Here is a 20,703-nt window from a genome sequence, read left to right as displayed (position 1 = left end):
GTCATGAAAAAGGATCAGATGCCTACCGGGCGCCGGACGGTCCTGCGCATCGCCGCCGCCCTCGGGGCCACCGTCACGGTCGGAGCCCTCGCCGCCGACCGCTTCGGCGCCCCGCCGGGCGCCCCGCCGACCCTCGCGCCCGAAGCCGCCGGAGGCCCCGCTCCCGGAGCCCCCGGCGCCGGCCCCGCCGCGGGTCCGCCCGCGAGCGCCCGGCTGCGGCCCTCGACGTACCGGCTCCAGCCGATGACGGCGTACGCGCCCCCGGCCTTCCGCCGGGCGGTCCCGCCCGTCCGGCAGCGGCCGTTCCTCCAGATGTCCGGTGTCGGCCGCTCGATGGTGCTGACGTTCGACGACGGACCCGACCCCCGCTACACGCCCGAGATCCTCGCCACCCTGCGGCACTACGGCTGCCGGGCGATGTTCTTCGTCTGCGGCGAGATGGCGGCCGCCCACCAGGACCTGGTACGGGAGATGGCGGCGGACGGGCACGTGGTCGGCAACCACTCCTGGTCGCACCCGCTCATCCCCAAGCTGCGGCCCTCCCGGATCCGCGACGAACTCGGCTCCACCAGTGACCTCGTCGAGTCCATCCTCGGCTCCGCGCCGCTCTGGTACCGCGCTCCCTTCGGGGCCTGGAACCGGCACTCCTTCGAGATCGGGGCCGAGCTCGGCATGGAGCCCCTGGCCTGGACCGTCGACACCCTCGACTGGAAGGAACCCGGCACCGGCAGCATCGTGCGCCGGGTCCTCGACGGGGCGGGGCCCGGGGTGGTCGTGCTCTCGCACGACGCGGGCGGCAACCGCTCGCAGAGCGTCGCGGCGCTGGGGCGGTACCTGCCCGAACTCCTCGACGCCGGCTACAGCATCACCGTCCCCCGGCGTTGAGCCCACCCCCGCGCGTGCGGAAGGCCCCCGGACTCCTCCGGGGGCCTTCCGCGCGTAGGACGTAGGGGACGGGAGGTCAGCGCGAGCCGACCATGTGGGCGTAGACGACGACGTTGCCGTCGTAGCCGTGCGCCCGGGAGTAGCCGCCGCCGCAGGTGATGACCCGCAGTTCGGGCATCCCGGTGTCGGAGTAGACCTGGACACCGGGGAAATCGTTCTTGGAGTACACCTCGACGCCGTAGATCTCGAAGATGGCCACCCGGCCGTCGTACCGCTCGACCTCGATGTGCTGGCCCTTCTCCAGCGAGCCGAGGCCGTAGAAGACCGCGGGGCCCGCCGCGTTGTCGACGTGGCCCACCAGGACGGACGTGCCGCGCTGCCCGGGCGCGATGCCGTTCTGGTACCAGCCGGCCAGGTTGGGGTCCTGAGGGGGCGGGGCGGAGATCCAGCCGTCCGGGTCGAGGCCGACGTCCATGATCGGTGCCGATACCCGGATCGCCGGGATCTTCACCCGTGAGGCCGGGGCGTGCGGCAGGGTCTCCAGGCCGTCGGGCGCGGTGGGCGGCGGCCCGATCGGGCGGGTGTCGGGTCGTGCGGCGGCCGCCGGCTGCGGCGGGCCGAGCTCCACGTCGACCCCGTTGCGCATCATCGCCAGGCCGGACAGCATGACGAGAGCGAGAACGCCCCAGGGGGCGCGTCTCCTCGGCTCAAGGACGCTGAAGTCCTTGGGTCCCATGGTTCTCCCTTCGTGGCGTCGTCAGAACGGTAAGGGCGACCGGGCGAACCGGCGATCAGAGCGGGGCGAACGGGTGGTGCGGGGGCGAGCCGGCACGGACCCGTGCAACGAGCCCGGGCACGGACGAGGTGCCCGGGCTCTGTGGTACCCGAGGTGCAGCCGGGTGACGGGGACGATGACCCATCCGAGTAATCGTCAGATAAGCGGTGTGACGGTCGGTGACCTGCGGCTCCGTCAGATTCAGGGGCTTTTCCTCGGCGTGTCGGCTCACCGGGGTGGACCAGTGCCGAAATGCGAGGATTGCTGCGAGTTGTGAGGGTTCGTCATGGAAGGCGTACTCGTCGAACTTCCCGGAGCACCGCTTTGGGGCGCCTTCCAATGGAGGTTCAACCATGCGTGCTGCACGCACTCTGGCGGTGACCGCCACCGCGATCGCGGCGGTCGGGCTCGCGGCCCCACTCGCCGTAGCCACCAACGGGCCCAGCGATGTCACGATCAACCCCTCGGCCGTGCACCAGGGCTCGACCATCACCATCACCGTCAAGGGCTGCGGCCACGGCGGCAAGGTGACGTCCAACGCCTTCCCGACGACCAACCTCTCGGTGAACTCCAACGGGATCTCCAGCGCGATCGGCCGGGTCTACAACCACGCCACGCCCGGGACCTACAACCTCGCCGTCAAGTGCAGCGACAACTCGAACGTGGTCACCCGCCAGTTCACCGTCCTCGAGGCGAGGGGTGCACTCGGTGGTATCGGTGGCTCGCTCGCTCCCAGCTCCACGGAAATGGCCGTCGGCGGTTCGCTCGTCGCCGCGGCCGCGCTCGGCGGCGGTCTGTTCATCGCCCGCCGGCGCCGTATGGCAGGCGCCAAGGTCTGACCGGCCGAACCTCCCGGTCCGGCCGCAACGCCCGTCGCCCCCGAATCCTGACCAGGATTCGGGGGCGACGGGCGTTGCGAGGGCCTGCGGGCCCGGTGCACGCCTTCGGGCCGGAGCCCTCGGCGGGGACACCGTCCCCGCCGTCAGTGACGACGGCCGCGGTCGAGCTGCGACCTGCGTCGTACGACGAAGACGGTGCCCGCGGCCGCGGCGACCACCAGACCGGCCCCGGCCGCCAGCGTTGCGGTACCCACCCCTTCGACCGAGCCGCCGAGGCCGCCCTGCACCCCGCGCGGGGTGGTGAGGACGGTGGAGCTGGTCGTCGGGGTCGCGGTGGTGCCGCTGATGGTCAGGTTCACGGTGTCGGTGATCCCGCCCGTGCAGTTGAACGTGACCGTGTAGACGGCGCCCCGCCGGGCGTCGAGGTCCACCAGTGCGGTGGCCGAGGACCCGGGGGCGATCGTGACCGTGTCGAAGACGCCCGCGGAGGCGGTCGCCGTGCTGCGGCAGCCGGGAGCGGTGAGCGTCACCCGCCCGCCCGGTGCCACCAGCGAGGGCGTCACGACGAAATCGCCCGGTGCCTTTGCCTTGGCCGCCCGCGGGTTCGGTGCGGGGGCACCGTCCGCCGCGACGGCGACGGGGGCGGCCAGGGCGATGGTGGCCGCCCCCAACAGGGCAGTGGATGCGGCACGTATCGCGCGCATGGATTCCTCCGGTCCCCGAGGAGCAGCAGCGGAAGCGGTTTCCGCACAAGGACAGGGCGTGCACCTCGATACCCGAGACGCTAGGAGCGCACTACCACAACCGCGATCCCAGACGGGCGAATGGGGCACGGTTGTCCCCCGTGCGGCCCACACGCGCGTCGCGCGGCCGCCAGGCCATGCGCCGGAGAGGGGCCTAGCTGGTCAGGTGCGGGAAGAGGTCGGTGAACGGTGTCGCCGTCGCCGAGATCCCGCGCCCGAACGGCGCGTCGAAGTCCCAGATCAGGAAGAGCAGGAAGGCGATGAGCGCGCTGAACAGACCCGCGAGCAGCAGCTCCCTGCCCGTACGCCGGATCTGCAGGGTGAAGATCAGCCCGACCGTCACAAGGGCTCCGGTGATCAGGCCGAACCACACCACCCCGGGCATCGTCGCCCCCGCGCCCTGGCCGCGTGCGCCCCGTGCGTCGTCCACCACCGCCACCTGGTCCACGAGCGGCTGGTACGCCTGCCCCTCGTGGTCGGTGGCCGGCTGGTAGTCGGTCACCGACCGGCGCACCTGATCCAGGAGCCGGGTGCCCTCCTCGCTGAGCTCGCCGTGCTCGGACATGTGGCGCCACTCCTCGTCGACCACGTACGAGACGTACGCGTCGACATCGGCGCGGATCCGGGTCCGTACGTCCGCCGGGTACACCTCGACGCGCGCCGAGATCTCGTGCAGTGCCTGGGCCTCCTGGCGCACGGTCTCCTCGGCGGCGCCACGCGCCTCCCAGACGCCGGCGATGGCGAGGCCGAGCACGATCGCGTAGATCACGCCGATCATCATCGTCATGTACTCCATGACGTCGGGCGTCTCGGTGGGGTCGTCGTCGTCCGGTACCCGGCGGTTGTTGATGACGACGATGGTGAGGACGACCGCGCAGGCGGCGGCCATCGCGATGGTCAGGACGAGCCATTCGGACATGGTGATTCCTTCGGCGGGGCTCAGCGGGAACGGGGGCGCAGGATCGCGGTCGCGAGCACTGCCGGGGCGGTGACCAGCAGCATCATCGTCACGGGCGAGGTGCCGTCCGTGGGCTGCGGCCGAGCGGTGCGGCGGTAGGAGGGCAGGGCGACGGGGCCGGCGGCCGGTGGCCGGGCGCGCAACGACGGCGCAGGGGACGGTGGAGACGGGGGTGGGGGAGTGGGCGCCTCGGGCGCGGGCGGCGCGGGTACGGGCTTCGCCGGCGGCGCCGGCCGCGGCCCGGGTGGGGCCGGCCGGGGCGGGGGCGGTGGGTCCGCCCGTACGGGAGGAGGCGGCGGTGGGGCGGGCTTCGGCGGCTCGGGTTCCGGGGTGGGCGCCGGACGCGGCGGCCGGGGAGGCACCGGGGTGGGCGAGCACGCGCCCGGCCCGATGACCGCGACCGAGGTGTTCGAGCCGCCGGGCCCGGTCGTGGCGTAGGCGCAGGCGTCGGCGGCAGCGGGCGCCGGTGCGGCGAGCAGCCACAGCAGCGCGGCGGCCGCCAGGGCCCGTGCGAGGTGGGATCCGTACAGAGACACGCCGAAGAGCATGATCACAGTCCTGGCCCTCCGCGCCGGGAATCGCACCGGATTCGCCGGATGGTGGGGATCTGCGGGTGCACCGGTTTGACGATCTCCGGAAACTTCCTCGCCTCCCGTTGAGCACGACGCCCGCGCGGCCCGTACTCAATGCCGGAAGCGGCCGCACGGGTCGCACCAACTAGCGATGAGACAACGGGAGTTCAGATGAAGACCTGGGGGAACGCGGCTCTGGTGCTGACGGCGGCCGCCGTGCTCACGCTGACGACGGCGTGCGGTCAGGAGAAGGGCGACCAGACGCTGGGCGGTCAGCCGGCGGGAGCCGCGAACCCGGCGGGCGCGCCCGCCGACAGCGGCGCGGGCTCCGACGGATACGCCTCAGGGGGCTACGGCTCCGGCACCGCCGACGGCACCGGCGCCGAACCCGCCGGGCAGTTGGCGGTGTCGGCGACCAAGCAGCTGGGCAAGGTGGTCACCGACAGCGAGGGCTTCACCCTCTACCGCTTCGACAAGGACTCCTCCTCCCCGCCGAAGGCCACGTGCGAGGGCGACTGCGCCGCCGTGTGGCCCGTGGTGAGCCCCGAGGGCGCCAAGCCCCCGGCCGGGGTGGACGCTTCGCTGCTCGGCGAGGTGACCCGGTCCGACGGCAGCAAGCAACTGACCATCGGCGGCTGGCCCATGTACCGGTACGCGAAGGACATTCAGCCGGGCGACCTCAACGGGCAGGGTGTCGGCGGCACCTGGTTCGCCTCCGCCCCCGACGGAAAGAAGGCCGCACCGGCCTCCGCCGAGGCCCCCGACGAGGGCGCGGACGAGGGCGCCGAGGAGGCACCGGGAACGGACGCGGCGGGCCTCTCGGTGCGCAAGGACCCCAAGCTCGGTGACATCGTGGTCGATTCGCGAGGAATGACGGTCTACCGCTTCAAGAAGGATTCCGCCTGGCCCATGAAGACGGCCTGCACGGGCGCCTGCTTGGCGAAGTGGCCGGTTGTCGCCCCTGTCGACAAGAACGACATCGAGGGCATCACGAAGAAGGGCTTCGTCACCTTCGCCCGGCCCGACGGCATCAAGCAGCAGACGATCGACTGCTGGCCCCTCTACACCTTCGCCGGCGACAACGCGCCCGGAGAGACCAACGGCCAAGGTGTGGGCGGCACCTGGTACGCCGTGTCCCCCGAGGGAAAGCTGGTCGGAGCGCCCAAGTAACTCCCCCGCGCAGCGCTTCCGGCCGGCCGGTCCGCCGTCACTTCACGAGTGACGGCGGACCGGCGCACGTCCACATGCACGTGAATGTGCACGCGCTGAAGGCGTGAACTCTGCGTTCCTCACGCAGTTCCTCGCGCACGTGCCAATGGCGTGTGACCAAGAACGGACCGCGAATTTCCGTTTCCACTCGCTCTCTCGGCGGGCGATCAGTAGCCTCGGCTCGAACACCGGCCGCGAACACATGGCCGTATCCCCCGTGGCGACTTGTTGGAGACATTGATGGAGCGTCCCGCCTGGGCCCCGCCGGGTATCGATATTTCGGTACCGAGTGTGTCCCGTATGTACGACTTCTATCTGGGCGGCTCGCACAATTTCGAGGTGGACCGGGAAGCGGCCCGCAAGGCCATGGAGTTCATGCCGGGACTCCCCAAGGTCATGCAGGCGAATCGGGCCTTCATGCGTCGCGCCGTGCGATTCGCCGTCGACAACGGCATCACCCAGTTCCTCGACATCGGTTCCGGCATACCGACGTTCGGCAACGTCCACGAGGTCGCCCAGGCGGCGTCCCCCGACGCGCGCGTGGTGTACGTCGACCACGACCCGGTGGCCGTCGCGCACAGCCGCGTGGTCCTGGAGGGCGACGACCGCGCCGCCGTCGTCGCGGCCGACCTGCGCAAGCCGCGGGAGATCCTCAACAGCCCCGAGGTCGGCGAACTCCTCGACCTGGACAAGCCGGTGGCGCTGCTCCTCGTGGCCGTCCTGCACTTCCTGGAGGACGAGGACGAACCGGGCAGGGCCGTCGCGGAGCTCATCGACGCCCTCGCACCCGGCAGCCTGCTCGTGCTGACCCACGCCTCGTACGAGGGCATCCCGCTCACGCAGGACGAGGCCTCGGGCACCGTCGGGGTCTACAAGAGCATCCGCAACCCGCTCGTGATGCGCTCGCACGGGGAGATCAGCCGCTTCTTCGAGGGCTGCGAACTCATCGAGCCGGGCCTGGTCTCCATGCCCGACTGGCGGCCCGAGAGCCCGGTCGAGGACGAGGATCCCTTCGCCTTCTCGGGCTTCGCAGGGGTGGGGCGCAAAGCGTGAAGGTGCCGTCGCAGCCGTCCGGTTCCGGCGCGGAGCCGGACGGCCTCGAGGACAGACTCAGGCGGTTCGTGACGATATGGAGCCGGGCCATCTTCCCGGTCACGGCCACCTCGATGACCCGCGCCGAGTTCGAACAGCATCTGCTGCCGCTCGCCCGCGAGCTGCGCGCCGCGCTGCACGACAGGTCCTTCGACACGGCCCCCGCGCACCGCGCGGGAGCCGCGCTCGTGGGCGTCCACTGCACCGACCCCGACGCGCTGAGCCGCACCCTCGGGGTCATCGACGCCTACCTGGTGCTGTACTGCGGCGAGGAGGAGACCGCCTCGACGGGCCCGGGTACCGCCACGGGCACCTCGGCCACCGTCACGGGCGCCTCCACGGAGGAGCTGCGGGCCCGCTGCGCACGGCTCCAGCACGCCATGGCGGCCGGCTTCGCGCAGGCGCTGCGCGAGCGGACCCTGCTGGAGCAGGAGGCCATCGCGCGGTCCGCGCTCAACGCCCGCAGCGCCGCCGAAGTCGCCCTGCACACCACCGAGAGCCGCTTCCGGGCGGTCTTCGACGGGGCCGCCATCGGGATCGGCATAGCCGACCTCGAAGGCAACATCCTGGAGGTCAACGAGACCCTGACCCGGATGTTCGGCGGCCTGGAGCAGCACGTCCGCAGCCGGAACGTCAGCGAGTGGGCGCACCCCGAGGACGGCCCGCACGTCTGGAAGCTCTACGGCGAGCTGGTGCGCGGCGAACGCGACCACTACCGCGTGGAGAAGCCGTACTACCGGGGCGACGGAACGGTCCTGTGGACCAACCTCACCGTCTCGCTGCTGCGCGACGCCGAGGGCGTCCCCCAGTACCAGCTGGCGCTCATGGAGGACACCACCGAACGGCGGCTGCTCAACCTCCGGCTGCGGTACGAGGCGACCCATGACGCGCTCACCGGACTGCCCAACCGGACCCTGTTCTTCGAGCGCCTGGACAAGGCGCTCAGCTCGACCGCGGGCGGGCGCTTCGGCCTCTGCTACCTCGACCTGGACGGCTTCAAGGCCATCAACGACAGCCTCGGCCACTCGACCGGTGACCGGCTGCTCGTCGAGGTCGCCGACCGGCTGCAGAGCTGCGCCACCGCGCCCGGCGAGATGGTGGCCCGGCTCGGCGGCGACGAGTTCGTCGCCCTGACCACCGGCCCGCACACCGAGCGGGAGGTCGTCGAGCTGGCGAACCGTATCCTCGCGACGCTCGCCACCCCCGTCCGGATCGACGGCCGCGAACTGACCGTCCGCGGCAGCGTCGGGGTCGTCGAGGGGCCGGCGGGGGAGCGGACCCCCGCGGAGGTGCTGCGCAGCGCGGACATCACGATGTACCGGGCCAAGTCGGCCGGCGGCAACCGCTTCGAGTTCGCCGACGCGGAGGCCGACGCCCGCGCGATCACCCGGCACGGGCTGACCACCGCGCTGCCCGCGGCTCTGGAGCGCGGCGAGTTCTTCATCGAGTACCAGCCGCTGGTGCACCTCGGCGACGGCAGCGTGCACGGCGCCGAAGCGCTCGTACGGTGGTGCCATCCGCAGCACGGGGTGCTCGGGCCCGACCGGTTCATCCCGCTCGCCGAGAACACCGGACTGATCGTGCCGCTCGGCCGCTGGGTCCTCCAGGAGGCCGTCCGCCAGGCCCGTTTCTGGCAGGCCCGGCACGCCGACGGCGGCCCGCTGCGGATCAACGTCAACCTCTCGCCGACCCAGCTGCACCACCCGCGCCTGGTCGCCGACACGGTCGACGTCCTGGAGCGGTCGGGGCTCGAACCGGGCGCGCTCTGCCTGGAGGTGACCGAGTCCGCGCTCATCGGCGCGGACGACGACCTGCTGAAGCCGCTGCGCCAACTCGCCGAGATGGGCGTCGACATAGCCCTCGACGACTTCGGCACGGGCTACTCGAACCTGGCCAACCTGCGTCGGCTTCCGGTGAGCGTGCTCAAGCTGGACCGTTCCTTCACCCAGGGCATGCAGCAGCACCCGGCGGACCCGGTCGACCTCAAGATCGTGGAGGGCATCGTCTCGCTGGCGCACAGCCTGGAGCTGGCGGTGACGGTCGAGGGCGTGGAGACGGGGGCGCAGGCGCAGCAGCTCCGCGAGCTCGGCTGCGACACGGCCCAGGGCTGGTACTACGCCCGCCCCGGCGCCCCGGACCGCATCCACTCCCTGGTCCTGGCGGACGCGGTCTAGACCGTGCACGACACGAGGGTCCCGTCGGTCCGTCCCTGACGCCGAACCGACGAACCGACGGGCCCCGCGCCCCCGGCGACCGCCGTGAGGGGCATCCCTCGGTACGAGCGGCGGGACGCTCGGGGCGGCCTACTCCGAGTCGGCCCGGCCAGGGGTGCGGCACGAGGGCGGGGGCGAGCTCTTCCGGAGGTCACGCAACGACCAGGCCGCTCCCACCACTTCGCCACCCAGGCGGACCTGCCGCAGGCCACGGCTGTCCGGTCGCTCCACGACCACCCTGGGCAGGTGCATGACTCCAGGATCACCGCGGGTCCGCCGCCGCGCCCGCTCCGGTACTACGACCGGGCGCGCGCCCTTCCTGCAGTCGCCGGCCCCCTTCGCCCCGTACACCACCGGTCGCCCGCACGTGCGCTACGCCTCCGGGCTCCCGCGGCCGCCGCTGCTGCGCAGCAGCAGTCTCTGGAGCTCCCGCGCCGCCCGCGGTGGCGCCACGTCGCTGCGGTGGGCCAGGGCGATCGTGCGCCGCAGACCGGGACGGGCCAGGGCCGTGACCCGCAGGTCGCGGCCCGCCCGCGCGGCGACCATGGCCGGCACCACCGCCACCCCCAGACCCGCCCGCACGAACCCGAGGACCGCGTCCATCTCCCCGCCCTCCACCGTGAACGAGGGCTCGAAGCCCTCCGCACGGCACGCGGCCACGGTCAGCTCCCGCAGGTCGTAGCCGTGCCGGAACATCACCAGCGGCTGATCCCGCAGATCCGCGATCCGCACCGGCCGTGCGGGCGAAGGCGCGGCAGCGCTCGACACCACCACCAGGTCCTCACGCAGCAGCTCCACCGTCGTCAGCGCGGGCGATGGCGTCGGGAGCGGCAGGACCACGAGCGCCAGATCGAGCGCGCCGCGCGCCAGCTCCCGTACGAGATCGTGCGAGCCGCCCTCCTCGATGAGCAGCCGGATCCCCGGGTGCAGATCGTGGAAGGCGCGCAGCACGTCCGGCAGCAGACCCGTGCACAGGCTCGGCGTCGCGCCGAGCCGCACCCGGCCCCGCTTCAGCTGCACCAGCTCCTGGACCTCGTGCCGCGCCGTGTCCGTGTCCGCGAGGATGCGCCGCGCCAGCGGCAGCAGCGCCTCGCCCGCGTCGGTGAGTGCGATGTTCCCGCGCGCCCGGCTGAACAGCTCCGCCCCCAGCTCCTGCTCCAGGGCCCGGATCTGCTGCGACAGCGAGGGCTGGGAGACATGTACCCGCTCCGCGGCGCGCGTGAAGTGCCGGGTCTCCGCCACGGCCACGAAGTACAGAAGCTGCTGGAACTGCATAGGCTCAGCCTATCGAGATGAGCAGGACCATGTCTTGGACCTCTCAGGCCCTTCGGCCCTAGCGTCGATGCCATGGCTCTGGCAACGAAGACGGCACCCCCGCCGCCCACCCGCTCCCGCGGCTTCTGGTCCTCGACCATCGGCAAGAAGACCGTCATGGCCGTCAGCGGTCTGATCATGCTCGGCTACCTCGTGGCCCACGTCATGGGCAACCTCAAGGTCTTCTTCGGCCCGGAGGAGTTCAACGCCTACGGCCACTGGCTGCGCACCATGGGCGACCCCGTCCTGCACTACTCCTGGGCCCTCTGGCTCGTCCGGATCGTGCTGCTCGCCGCCGTCGTCGGACACGCCGTCTGCGCGTACCAGCTCAGCAGGCGCGACATCAAGGCCCGCCCCACCGGCTACGCCCACCGCCGCAAGCGGTCCTCGTACGCCACGCGCACCATGCGCTGGGGCGGGATCATCATGGCGCTCTTCATCGTCTGGCACGTCCTGGACCTCACCACCGGCACCGTCCACTCCGGCGGCTTCCAGGAGGGCAGGCCTTACGAGAACGTCGTGGACACCTTCTCCACCTGGTACGGCAACGTCATCTACATCGTCGCCATGCTCGCCGTCGGCCTGCACGTCCGCCACGGCTTCTGGAGCGCCGCCCAGACCCTCGGCGTCGGCAACGCCCGCCGGGAGCGTCTCCTCAAGATCCTCGCCAACGGCCTCGCGCTCGTCCTGACCGTGGGCTTCGTCTCCGTCCCCGTCGCCGTCATGAGCGGAGTGGTGAGCTGACATGAGTTTCCTCGACTACACGACCGGTGAGCCGGTCGTCGACCACAAGGCCCCCGCGGGACCCATCGCCGAACGCTGGGACACCCGCCGCTTCCAGGCCAAGCTGGTCAACCCCGCCAACCGGCGCAAGCACACCGTCATCGTCGTCGGCACCGGCCTCGCGGGCGGCTCCGCCGGCGCCACCCTCGCCGAACAGGGCTACCACGTCGTCCAGTTCTGCTACCAGGACTCCCCGCGCCGCGCCCACTCCATCGCCGCCCAGGGCGGCATCAACGCCGCCAAGAACTACCGCAACGACGGCGACTCCATCCACCGGCTCTTCTACGACACCGTCAAGGGCGGCGACTTCCGCGCCCGCGAGTCCAACGTCCACCGCCTCGCCCAGATCTCCGTCGAGATCATCGACCAGTGCGTCGCCCAGGGCGTGCCCTTCGCCCGCGAGTACGGCGGACTCCTCGACACCCGCTCCTTCGGCGGCGTCCAGGTCTCCCGTACCTTCTACGCCCGAGGCCAGACGGGCCAGCAGCTGCTCCTCGGGGCGTACCAGGCGCTCTCCCGGCAGATCGCCGCGGGCAACGTCGAGATGCACGCCCGCACCGAGATGCTCGACCTGATCGTGGTCGACGGCCGGGCCCGCGGGATCGTCGCCCGTGATCTGATCACCGGCGCGATCTCCACCCACTACGCGGACGCGGTGGTCCTCGCCAGCGGCGGCTACGGCAACGTCTTCTACCTGTCGACGAACGCCATGAACTCCAACGCCACCGCCGTCTGGCGCGCCCACCGGCGCGGCGCGTACTTCGCCAACCCCTGCTTCACCCAGATCCACCCCACCTGCATCCCGCGCACCGGCGACCACCAGTCCAAGCTGACGCTGATGAGCGAGTCCCTGCGCAACGACGGCCGCATCTGGGTCCCCAAGGCGAAGGGCGACACCCGCCCGGCCGCCGAGATCCCCGAGGACGAGCGCGACTACTACCTGGAGCGCATCTACCCCTCCTTCGGCAACCTCGTCCCCCGCGACATCGCCTCCCGCGCCGCGAAGAACGTCTGCGACGAGGGGCGTGGCGTCGGTCCCGGCGGGCAGGGCGTGTACCTCGACTTCGCCGACGCCATCCGCCGGATGGGCCGTAAGGCCGTCGAGGAGAAGTACGGCAACCTCTTCGACATGTACGAGCGGATCACCGCGGAGAACCCGTACGAGGTCCCGATGCGGATCTACCCCGCCGTGCACTACACGATGGGCGGACTCTGGGTCGACTACGACCTCCAGACCACCGTCCCCGGCCTCTTCGCCGTCGGCGAGGCCAACTTCTCCGACCACGGCGCCAACCGGCTCGGCGCCTCCGCGCTGATGCAGGGCCTCGCCGACGGCTACTTCGTCCTGCCGTCCACCATCAACGACTACCTCGCCCGCCACCCGCACGCCGAGCGGGTCACCGACGACCACCCGGCGGTGCGCGAGGTACTCGCCGAGACCGAGAACCGCCTGAACCTGCTGCTCTCGGTGGACGGCGACCGGACACCGGACTCCTTCCACCGCGAACTCGGCGAACTGATGTGGGAGTTCTGCGGCATGGCCCGTACGGAAGAGGGCCTGCGCAAGGCGCTCGACCGGATCCCGCAGATCCGCGAGGAGTTCTGGCGCCGCGTCAAGGTCCCCGGCACGGGCGAGGAGTTCAACCAGTCCCTGGAGAAGGCCAACCGGATCGTCGACTACCTGGAGCTCGCCGAGCTGATGTGCCTCGACGCGCTGCACCGGGCCGAGTCCTGCGGCGGCCACTTCCGCGAGGAGTCCCAGACCCCGGACGGCGAGGCCGCGCGCCGCGACGAGGAGTTCTCGTACGTGGCTGCCTGGGAATTCCGGGGGTCCGGGGGTCGTCCCCCGGGAGAGCACGGCGGCGAAACCGGCGACGCCCCCGTCCTGCACAAGGAAGACCTCGTCTTCGAGCACGTCCACCCCACCCAGCGGAGCTACGCATGAAGCTCAACCTCCGCGTCTGGCGCCAGAAGAACGCCGACGCCCCCGGAGCCATGTCCACCTACGAGGTGGACGGCATCTCCTCCGACATGTCGTTCCTGGAGATGCTCGACACGCTCAACGAGGAGCTCATCCTGCGCGGTGAGGACCCCGTCGCCTTCGACCACGACTGTCGCGAGGGCATCTGCGGCGCGTGCAGCCTGGTCATCAACGGCGACGCCCACGGTCCCGAGCGCACCACCACCTGCCAGCTCCACATGCGGTCCTTCCGTGACGGGGACACCATCGACATCGAGCCCTGGCGCGCCTCCGCCTTCCCGGTGGTCAAGGACCTGGTGGTCGACCGCTCCGCCTTCGACCGGATCATCCAGGCCGGCGGCTACATCAGCGCCCCCACCGGGTCGGCCCCCGAGGCCCACGCGACCCCGGTCCCGAAGGCCGACGCCGACTTCGCCTTCGAGCACGCCGAGTGCATCGGCTGCGGCGCCTGCGTGGCCGCCTGCCCGAACGGCTCGGCGATGCTCTTCACCTCGGCCAAGGTCAACCATCTGAACGTCCTGCCCCAGGGCTCCCCTGAGCGCGAGAGCCGGGTCCTGGACATGGTCGGGCAGATGGACGCCGAGGGGTTCGGCGGCTGCACCCTCACCGGGGAGTGCGCGACGGCCTGCCCGAAGGGGATCCCGCTGCCGTCGATCGCCGCGATGAACAAGGAGTGGCTGCGCGCGCGTCGTAAGGCCCGCCACTGAATCCCGGATTCCGGCGCGGGGCACGGCCGCTTTCGGACAGTCGAGGGGCGTGACCCCTGCCACGTCCCGCACCCCGGAGAGGAAGATCTTCACAAGATCGTCGTGATCTCCGTAAGATTTTCATCTCCGGGTGCTGCGGTGTCTCCGCACGGCAAGATCAACTCTGTTCAAGTCTGTACATTTCGCTACGAGTTGGCCATTTCGCGACCAACCGACATCTGGTGATTTCCGGCGCTCCGGAACCCTTGGGTATTGATGGTCCTGCCGGGGGCATATGACCAACCCCCGGTCCTGTCCGACCACTTGGGGGACCAGTCATGTCCAGCATCACCCGCCGCAAGGCGCTCGGCGTCGCCGCAGGCGCAGCCGGGGCCGTCACGGGCCTCGCCGTCGCCGGATCCGCGGGCGCGGCCGCACCGCGGGCCGCGGCCCCGGCCGCCGGCTCCGCCCCGGCGTCCTTCGACGAGACCTACCTGGGCCGACGCATCAAGGGCGGCCCCGCGCACGGCGGCGGCCATCACGGGGGGCACCACGGGGGCGGCTACTCCGTGACCATCGACGGCGAGGAACTGCACGTCATGCAGAACGCCGACGGCACCTGGATCAGCGTGATCAGCCACTACGAGCCGGTCGCCACGGCCAAGGCGGCGGCCCGCGCCGCCGTCCGCGAGCTGAGGGGCGCGCCCCTCGTTCCGCTCACCCTCGTCTGACCCGATCCAGGAGCCGCACCACCATGACCGTACGCAAGAACCAGGCCGCCCTCACCGCCGACGAGAAGCGACGCTTCGTCGACGCGCTCCTCGAGCTCAAGCGCTCGGGCCGCTACGACACCTTCGTCACCACGCACAACGCCTTCATCATGGGCGACACGGACAGTGGCGAGAGAGTCGGCCACCGCTCGCCCTCGTTCCTCCCCTGGCACCGCCGCTTCCTCATAGAGTTCGAGCAGGCGCTGCAGTCCGTCGACTCCACGGTCGCCCTGCCCTACTGGGACTGGACGGCCGACCGCACAGCCCGCTCCTCGCTCTGGGCCCCCGACTTCCTCGGCGGCACCGGCCGCGCCCGCGACGGCCAGGTGCTGGACGGCGCCTTCGCCCGCAGCGGCAACCGGTGGACGATCAACGTCCGGGTCGACGGGCGTGACTTCCTGCGGCGCGACCTGGGCGCCGGCGGCCGTCAGCTGCCCACCCGCGCCGAGGTGGACTCCGTCCTCGCCATGCAGACCTACGACATGGCGCCGTGGAACAGCTCGTCGGACGGATTCCGCAACCACCTGGAGGGCTGGCGCGGCGTCAACCTCCACAACCGCGTCCACGTCTGGGTCGGCGGCCAGATGGGCACGGGAGTCTCCCCGAACGACCCCGTGTTCTGGATGCACCACGCGTTCATCGACAAGCTGTGGGCCGACTGGCAGGCCCGTCACCCCCGGTCCACGTACCTGCCGGCCGCGGGCACGGCGAACGTCGTCGACCTGAACGACACCATGCGCCCCTGGAACAACGTGACCCCCGCGGACATGCTGGACCACACCCGCCACTACACCTTCGACACGGCGGCCTAGGGTCTCTCGTCCGGATCAGGCCGGATCGGGCCGGATCAGGCCGGTCGGTCGCCGACCGCGCGCAAAGTGCCCGGGCGGCGCCCGACCAGCCGGTCCAGGGCGGCGGAGGACACCTCGTCGGCGGGCAGCCGTACCACCAGCTGCTGCCCGTCGGTCTCCGCCAGTTCGAGCACCTCGTACGCGAGGCGCAGCTCGCCTGCCTCGGGGTGCACCAGGCGCTCCACGCCCGAGCGGTCCGGCAGGACACCCGCCGAAGCCAGCCGGTCGGAGAAGGCCGCGCCCGCCGTGATCGTCAGCTCCCTGGCCAGTTCCGCCATCGAGGGGTCGGAGCCCGTGATGCCGAAGTACAGCGCCGCCACCTGCTGGTCGGCGACCCGGTCCCAGTCCGGGTAGACCTCACGGGCCCGAGGGTCGGTGAAGACGTAGCGCGGCATGCTCGGCGGGTCGCCGTCGAGCAGCCCCAGCGGGCCCGCGAGCCGTGCGTAGCCGTCGCTGTACGCGACGGTCTCGCCCAGCACGTTCGTCACGGCGGCCGGGGTCTCCCCGAGCCGGTCGAGCAGGGCGCGCACCGTGGACCGCACCTCGCGGGCCGGCGTCGGGGCCACCGCGCACAGGTGCTTGTGGTCCTGGGACTTCAGCAGGCGCCGCATGTGGACCCGGGCGTCGAGCGGCAGCCGCAGCGCGTCGCTGAGCGCGCCGAGGACCTGGGCCGAGGGGTTGCGGTCCCGGCCCTGTTCGAGGCGGGCCAGGTACTCGACGCTGATCCCGGCCAGCATCGCCAGCTCCGCCCGCCGCAGCCCCGGCGTCCGCCGACGCGCCCCGGCGGGCAGCCCGGCCTCGGCAGGGGTGAGGGCCTCGCGGCGGGCGCGCAGGAAGGCCCCCAGCTCGTTGTCGCTCATCCCCCGATCGTACGAGGAGGGGAGGGCGCGAGGGTGGCCCTGTCACTACCAGCCTCCGCACTACCGGTCTCGGCGCGGCCTTCCTCGCGGCGGGGCCGGGCCGCAGCGTTGAGCCATGACCAACGAAGCGCAGACCTCCGCCACCTCCACCGCCGCCGCGACCTCCGGGACCGCTCTTCCGCTGACCCCCGGGAGCTGGGCCTTCGACCCGCTGCACTCCGCCGTCGGCTTCACCATCCGCCACCTCGGCATCTCCAAGGTGCGCGGCCGCTTCAACGACCTGAGCGCCGAGCTGGTCGTCGGCGAGAGCCTGGCGGACTCCTCGATCACCGCGACCGTCGCCCTCGCCTCGATCGACACCGGCAACGCGGACCGTGACGCCCATGTGCGCGCCGCCGACCTGCTCGACGTCGAGAAGCGCCCGACGATGACGTTCCGCTCCACCCGGATCGGCGGCGCGGGGGAGGAGTGGACCCTGGAGGGGGACCTCACCATCGGGGACGTGACCCGCCCCATCGCCTTCGACGTCGAGTTCGGGGGCGTCGTCGACGTCCCGGTGGACGGCAGCCGGCACGCGGGCTTCGACGCGACCGGCGAGTTCCGGCGCAGCGACTTCGGCCTGGACTTCGCGCCCGGCTTCCTCGGTGACGTGATCAAGGTGAGCCTGGAGGTCCAGTTCGTCGAGCCCAAGTAGCCCGCCAGGGCGTGCTGTTCACCGCTCCTCAGCCGTCGAGTCGGGTCGCGAGATACGGCGCGGTCCGGCTCGACGGCGCGCCCGCCACCCTGCGCGGCGGCCCCTCGGCGACGATCCGGCCGCCCTCCTCGCCCCCGCCCGGGCCGAGGTCGATCACCCAGTCCGCCATGGCCACCACGTCCATGTCGTGCTCGACCACGACCACCGTGTGACCGGCGTCGACCAGGCCGTGGAGCTGGCGCATCAGGACCTCGACGTCGGCCGGGTGAAGCCCTGTCGTCGGCTCGTCCAGGACGTACAGGGTGTGGCTCCGGCGCGGCCGCTGGAGCTCGGATGCCAGCTTGATGCGCTGGGCCTCGCCGCCGGACAGCTCGGTCGCCGGCTGCCCGAGCCGCAGATAGCCGAGGCCGACGTCGAGCAGCGTACGCAGGCTCCGCGCGGCGGCCGGCGTGTCGGCGAAGAACTCGGCCGCCGACTCGACCGTCAGATCGAGCACCTCGGCGATGGTGAGCCCGCGCAGCCGGACCTCCAGCGTCTCCGGGTTGTAGCGGGCGCCCCCGCAGTCCGGGCAGGGGGCGTACGTGCTCGGCAGGAAGAGCAGCTCGACCGAGACGAAGCCCTCGCCCTGGCAGGTCTCGCACCGCCCGCCGGTCACGTTGAACGAGAACCGCCCCGCCCTGTAGCCGCGGGCCCGTGCATCCTCGGTGTCCGTGAACAGCTTGCGTACGACGTCGAAGAGACCCGTGTACGTCGCCAGGTTGGACCGGGGCGTCCGCCCGATCGGCTTCTGATCGACCGTCACCATCCGCCCCACGCCGGCGAGTTCCTCGCTCAACTCGCCGACGAGGGTCGACTTCCCCGACCCCGAGACCCCGGTCACCGCCGTGAGGACCCCGGTCGGGAACGCCGCCTTGACGGCCCTGAGGTTGTGCCGCGTGACGGGCCCGACGTGCAACAGCCCGGTGGGCGGGCGGACCGCCCGCTCGGGTGCGGGGGCGCGGTCGAAGAGGAAGCGGCGGGTCGCCGACTCCGCCACCCCCGCCAGTTCGGCCGGCGGGCCGCTGTGCAGGACCCGGCCGCCGTGCACGCCCGCCCGGGGGCCGACGTCGACGATCCAGTCGGCGTGACGGATCACGTCGAGATGGTGCTCGACCACGAACACCGTGTTGCCGGACGCCTTGAGCCGGTCAAGGACCACCAGGAGGGCCTCGGTGTCGGCCGGGTGCAGACCGGCGGACGGCTCGTCGAGGACGTACACGACGCCGAACAGGCCCGAGCGCAACTGGGTGGCGAGCCGCAGCCGTTGGAGCTCGCCGTTGGACAGCGTCGGGGTGGCGCGGTCCAGGCTGAGGTAGCCGAGGCCCAGCTCGGTCACCGTGGCGATCCGCGCGACGAGGTCCTCGGTCAACACCCGCGCGGTCTCGGAGGCGTCACCGCCACGCCCGTGCTCCGTCAGAAGCCCGGCAAGGGACGTCAGCGGCAGGGCGGCCAGCTCGGCGATCGTCCGGCCCGCGAAGGTCACCGCGAGCGCCTCGGGGCGGAGCCTGCCGCCCCCGCAGACCGGGCAGGGGGCGCTGGTCAGGAAGCGTTCCGCCTTCGCCCGCAGCGTGGCGCTCTTCGAGTCCGCGAAGGTGTGCATCACATAGCGCCGGGCGCTCATGTACGTACCCTGGTACGGGCGTTGGATGCGCCCCGCGTCCCGTACCGGATGCACCGTGACGACCGGCTGCTCGTCCGTGAAGAGGATCCACCGCCGGTCCTTCGCGTCCAGCTCCCGCCACGGCCGGTCGACGTCGTGGCCCAGGGCGTCGAGCACGTCGCGGAGGTTCTTGCCCTGCCAGGCCCCCGGCCAGGCGGCGATCGCCCCGTCCCTGATCGACAACTCCGGATCGGGTACGAGCAGTTCCTCAGTGGTCTCGTGCACCCGGCCCAGACCGTGGCACTCGGGGCAGGCTCCGGCGGCGGTGTTCGGCGAGAACGCGTCGGAGTCGAGCCGCGCGGCCCCCGCCGGATACGTACCGGCGCGGGAGAACAGCATGCGCAGCGAGTTGGAGAGCGTCGTGACCGTGCCGACGGAGGAGCGGGCACCCGGCGAGGAGCGGCGCTGTTCCAGCGAGACCGCGGGCGGAAGCCCGGTGATCTCACCGACCTTCGGCGCCCCCACCTGGTGGATGAGCCGACGGGCGTACGGCGCGACCGACTCGAAGTAGCGGCGCTGTGCCTCCGCGTAGATCGTCCCGAAGGCGAGGGAGGACTTCCCGGAGCCCGACACGCCCGTGAAGACGGCGATCGCGTCGCGCGGAATGTCGACGTCGACGCCGGCGAGATTGTGCTCGCGGGCGCCACGGACGCGGACGTACGGATCGTGGCCGTCGAGGGGAGTCCCCAGGGTGTCGGACATCCCCCGATTCTAGGTGTTCTCGCTGGTCAGGCCCGCGACGCGGGCCAGTCGGCGGTACGAGTCGAGCAGCGCCGCCCGGTCGTACGTACTGGTCGTCACCAGCACCTCCTGGGCCCCGCTCTCCTTGACCACCCGCTCCAGGGCGTCACCGACCTGCTCCTCCGTGCCGTACAGATGCCCCTTCAGGCCCGACTCGAAGAACCCGCGCTGCTTCTCGCTCATCGTCAGCCGCTCGATCCCGTCCACGGGCATGAGCGGCGGGAAGACGCCCTGCGTACGGGAGTGCGCGAGCGACCACGCCTCCGGGACCAGCAGCGTCCGCGCCTCCTCCTCGGTCGCGGCGACCGCGATCGTGCCCGCGATCACGACGTACGGCTCCGTGGACCAGGGGGAGGGGCGGAAGGCGGAGCGGTATTCGTCGATCGCGCGCAGCATCCGCTCCCGGCCGCGCAGGTCACCGATCACCAGGGGCAGCCCCGCCTCGGCGGCGATCGAGGCGCCCTCGCCGGTCGCCAGGACGTACGGAGGGACCCGCAGGCCCTCCGCCGGGCGGGCGTGCACCTGGGGATGGGCGGTCTGGGTCCCGGTGAACCAGCCGAGCAGCTCGTGCAGCTGCTCCGCGAACCGCTCGGCGTCGTCCTTGTCCCGGCCCAGCGCCCGTCGGATCCCGTCCGTGAAGCCGACCGAACGGCCGAGGCCCATGTCGATCCGGCCGGGGAACAGCGACTCCAGGACGCCGAACTGCTCCGCGACGACCATCGGCTGGTGGTTCGGGAGCATCACCCCACCGGTCCCGACCCGGATGGCGGAGGTGACGGCGGCCACGGCGGCCGCGAGGACGGTCGGCGCCGAACCGGCCACACCCGGGACGCTGTGGTGCTCCGAGACCCAGAAGCGGTGGTACCCGAGCGCCTCCACCTCCCGCGCCAGGTCCACGGTCGCGCGCAGCGCCACGGAGCCCTCCTCGCCCTCCCGGGTCCGGGAGCGGTCGAGGACGGAGAGACGGATGCCGTCGAGAGAAAGAGTCACGTGGGGTTCAACGCCGGGGGCGGCTGAGGATTCCCGGCGCCGTCCGGG

The 20,703-nt window shown here is 71.9% G+C and carries 19 protein-coding genes; 11 read left to right on the top strand and 8 right to left on the bottom strand.

Features of this window, described 5'->3' with window-relative positions; genetic code table 11:
- Window positions 1–3: 3 nt before the first annotated feature.
- Window positions 4–885, top strand: a complete 882-nt coding sequence (locus ACGFYP_RS01875; RefSeq protein ID WP_393485311.1) for a polysaccharide deacetylase family protein — start codon at window positions 4–6, stop codon at window positions 883–885.
- 76 nt (window positions 886–961) lie between these two features.
- Here the strand turns inward: ACGFYP_RS01875 and ACGFYP_RS01870 are convergent, their stop codons facing one another.
- A complete protein-coding gene (locus ACGFYP_RS01870) occupies window positions 962–1,621 on the bottom strand; it encodes a class F sortase (protein ID WP_393485310.1) in 660 nt (219 codons plus the stop codon).
- Between the two features lie 392 nt (window positions 1,622–2,013).
- On the opposite strand from ACGFYP_RS01870, the gene ACGFYP_RS01865 reads away from it, so the two are divergent.
- Window positions 2,014–2,499 carry a hypothetical protein gene (locus ACGFYP_RS01865; protein WP_361965322.1) on the top strand — a complete coding sequence of 162 codons (486 nt, stop codon included), beginning with the start codon at window positions 2,014–2,016 and terminating at the stop codon, window positions 2,497–2,499.
- Window positions 2,500–2,642: 143 nt separating this feature from the next.
- Here the strand turns inward: ACGFYP_RS01865 and ACGFYP_RS01860 are convergent, their stop codons facing one another.
- From ACGFYP_RS01860 to ACGFYP_RS01850, 3 genes are all read right to left on the bottom strand, one after another.
- Window positions 2,643–3,203: a hypothetical protein gene (locus tag ACGFYP_RS01860; RefSeq protein WP_393485309.1), complete on the bottom strand. Its 561-nt coding sequence runs from the start codon at window positions 3,201–3,203 to the stop codon at window positions 2,643–2,645.
- A gap of 193 nt (window positions 3,204–3,396) precedes the next feature.
- Complete coding sequence (locus tag ACGFYP_RS01855) at window positions 3,397–4,161, bottom strand: hypothetical protein (RefSeq protein ID WP_393485308.1); 765 nt, start codon at window positions 4,159–4,161, stop codon at window positions 3,397–3,399.
- Between the two features lie 20 nt (window positions 4,162–4,181).
- Window positions 4,182–4,736: a hypothetical protein gene (locus ACGFYP_RS01850; RefSeq protein WP_393485307.1), complete on the bottom strand. Its 555-nt coding sequence runs from the start codon at window positions 4,734–4,736 to the stop codon at window positions 4,182–4,184.
- 207 nt (window positions 4,737–4,943) lie between these two features.
- Here ACGFYP_RS01850 and ACGFYP_RS01845 point away from each other — a divergent pair, with 207 nt between their 5' ends.
- From ACGFYP_RS01845 to ACGFYP_RS01835, 3 genes are all read left to right on the top strand, one after another.
- Entirely contained in the window at window positions 4,944–5,942 is a 999-nt protein-coding gene (locus tag ACGFYP_RS01845; RefSeq protein WP_393485306.1) for an SCO0930 family lipoprotein, read from the top strand.
- Between the two features lie 279 nt (window positions 5,943–6,221).
- A complete protein-coding gene (locus ACGFYP_RS01840; RefSeq protein ID WP_393485305.1) occupies window positions 6,222–7,034 on the top strand; it encodes an SAM-dependent methyltransferase in 813 nt (270 codons plus the stop codon).
- Window positions 7,031–9,247: an EAL domain-containing protein gene (locus ACGFYP_RS01835; RefSeq protein ID WP_361970142.1), complete on the top strand. Its 2,217-nt coding sequence runs from the start codon at window positions 7,031–7,033 to the stop codon at window positions 9,245–9,247. The genes ACGFYP_RS01840 and ACGFYP_RS01835 overlap by 4 nt, the downstream gene beginning before the upstream one ends.
- A 411-nt stretch (window positions 9,248–9,658) precedes the next feature.
- On the opposite strand, the gene ACGFYP_RS01830 is transcribed toward ACGFYP_RS01835, so the two are convergent.
- Window positions 9,659–10,561 carry a LysR substrate-binding domain-containing protein gene (locus ACGFYP_RS01830; RefSeq protein WP_361970136.1) on the bottom strand — a complete coding sequence of 301 codons (903 nt, stop codon included), beginning with the start codon at window positions 10,559–10,561 and terminating at the stop codon, window positions 9,659–9,661.
- 72 nt (window positions 10,562–10,633) lie between these two features.
- Here ACGFYP_RS01830 and ACGFYP_RS01825 point away from each other — a divergent pair, with 72 nt between their 5' ends.
- The 5 genes from ACGFYP_RS01825 (at window position 10,634) to ACGFYP_RS01805 (ending at window position 15,632) form a co-directional block, all read left to right on the top strand.
- Complete coding sequence (locus ACGFYP_RS01825) at window positions 10,634–11,344, top strand: succinate dehydrogenase (RefSeq protein WP_393485304.1); 711 nt, start codon at window positions 10,634–10,636, stop codon at window positions 11,342–11,344.
- Window position 11,345: 1 nt separating this feature from the next.
- Entirely contained in the window at window positions 11,346–13,328 is a 1,983-nt protein-coding gene (locus ACGFYP_RS01820; RefSeq protein WP_393485303.1) for a fumarate reductase/succinate dehydrogenase flavoprotein subunit, read from the top strand.
- On the top strand, window positions 13,325–14,071 hold the full coding sequence (locus ACGFYP_RS01815) for a succinate dehydrogenase/fumarate reductase iron-sulfur subunit (protein WP_361970128.1): 747 nt from the start codon (window positions 13,325–13,327) through the stop codon (window positions 14,069–14,071). Before ACGFYP_RS01820 ends, ACGFYP_RS01815 begins: the two co-directional genes overlap by 4 nt.
- Before the next feature lie 317 nt (window positions 14,072–14,388).
- A complete protein-coding gene (locus tag ACGFYP_RS01810; protein ID WP_393485302.1) occupies window positions 14,389–14,781 on the top strand; it encodes a tyrosinase cofactor in 393 nt (130 codons plus the stop codon).
- A gap of 23 nt (window positions 14,782–14,804) precedes the next feature.
- Window positions 14,805–15,632, top strand: coding sequence for a tyrosinase family protein (locus ACGFYP_RS01805; RefSeq protein ID WP_393485301.1), 828 nt, complete (start codon window positions 14,805–14,807; stop codon window positions 15,630–15,632).
- Between the two features lie 35 nt (window positions 15,633–15,667).
- On the opposite strand, the gene ACGFYP_RS01800 is transcribed toward ACGFYP_RS01805, so the two are convergent.
- Window positions 15,668–16,531, bottom strand: a complete 864-nt coding sequence (locus ACGFYP_RS01800; protein WP_393485300.1) for a helix-turn-helix domain-containing protein — start codon at window positions 16,529–16,531, stop codon at window positions 15,668–15,670.
- 115 nt (window positions 16,532–16,646) lie between these two features.
- Here ACGFYP_RS01800 and ACGFYP_RS01795 point away from each other — a divergent pair, with 115 nt between their 5' ends.
- Window positions 16,647–17,225, top strand: coding sequence for a YceI family protein (locus ACGFYP_RS01795; RefSeq protein WP_393485299.1), 579 nt, complete (start codon window positions 16,647–16,649; stop codon window positions 17,223–17,225).
- 28 nt (window positions 17,226–17,253) lie between these two features.
- On the opposite strand, the gene ACGFYP_RS01790 is transcribed toward ACGFYP_RS01795, so the two are convergent.
- Window positions 17,254–19,626, bottom strand: coding sequence for an ATP-binding cassette domain-containing protein (locus tag ACGFYP_RS01790; protein ID WP_393485298.1), 2,373 nt, complete (start codon window positions 19,624–19,626; stop codon window positions 17,254–17,256).
- A 9-nt stretch (window positions 19,627–19,635) separates the two neighbouring features.
- Window positions 19,636–20,655 (bottom strand): LLM class flavin-dependent oxidoreductase, encoded by a 1,020-nt coding sequence (locus tag ACGFYP_RS01785; protein WP_393485297.1) that lies wholly within the window; start codon window positions 20,653–20,655, stop codon window positions 19,636–19,638.
- Between the last annotated feature and the right edge of the window lie 48 nt (window positions 20,656–20,703).

It is taken from the genome of Streptomyces sp. NPDC048370 (assembly GCF_043200825.1).
Taxonomy (GTDB): domain Bacteria; phylum Actinomycetota; class Actinomycetes; order Streptomycetales; family Streptomycetaceae; genus Streptomyces.
The sequence above is the reverse complement of the archived record's forward strand: the minus strand, read 5'-3'. Positions and strand labels throughout refer to the sequence as shown.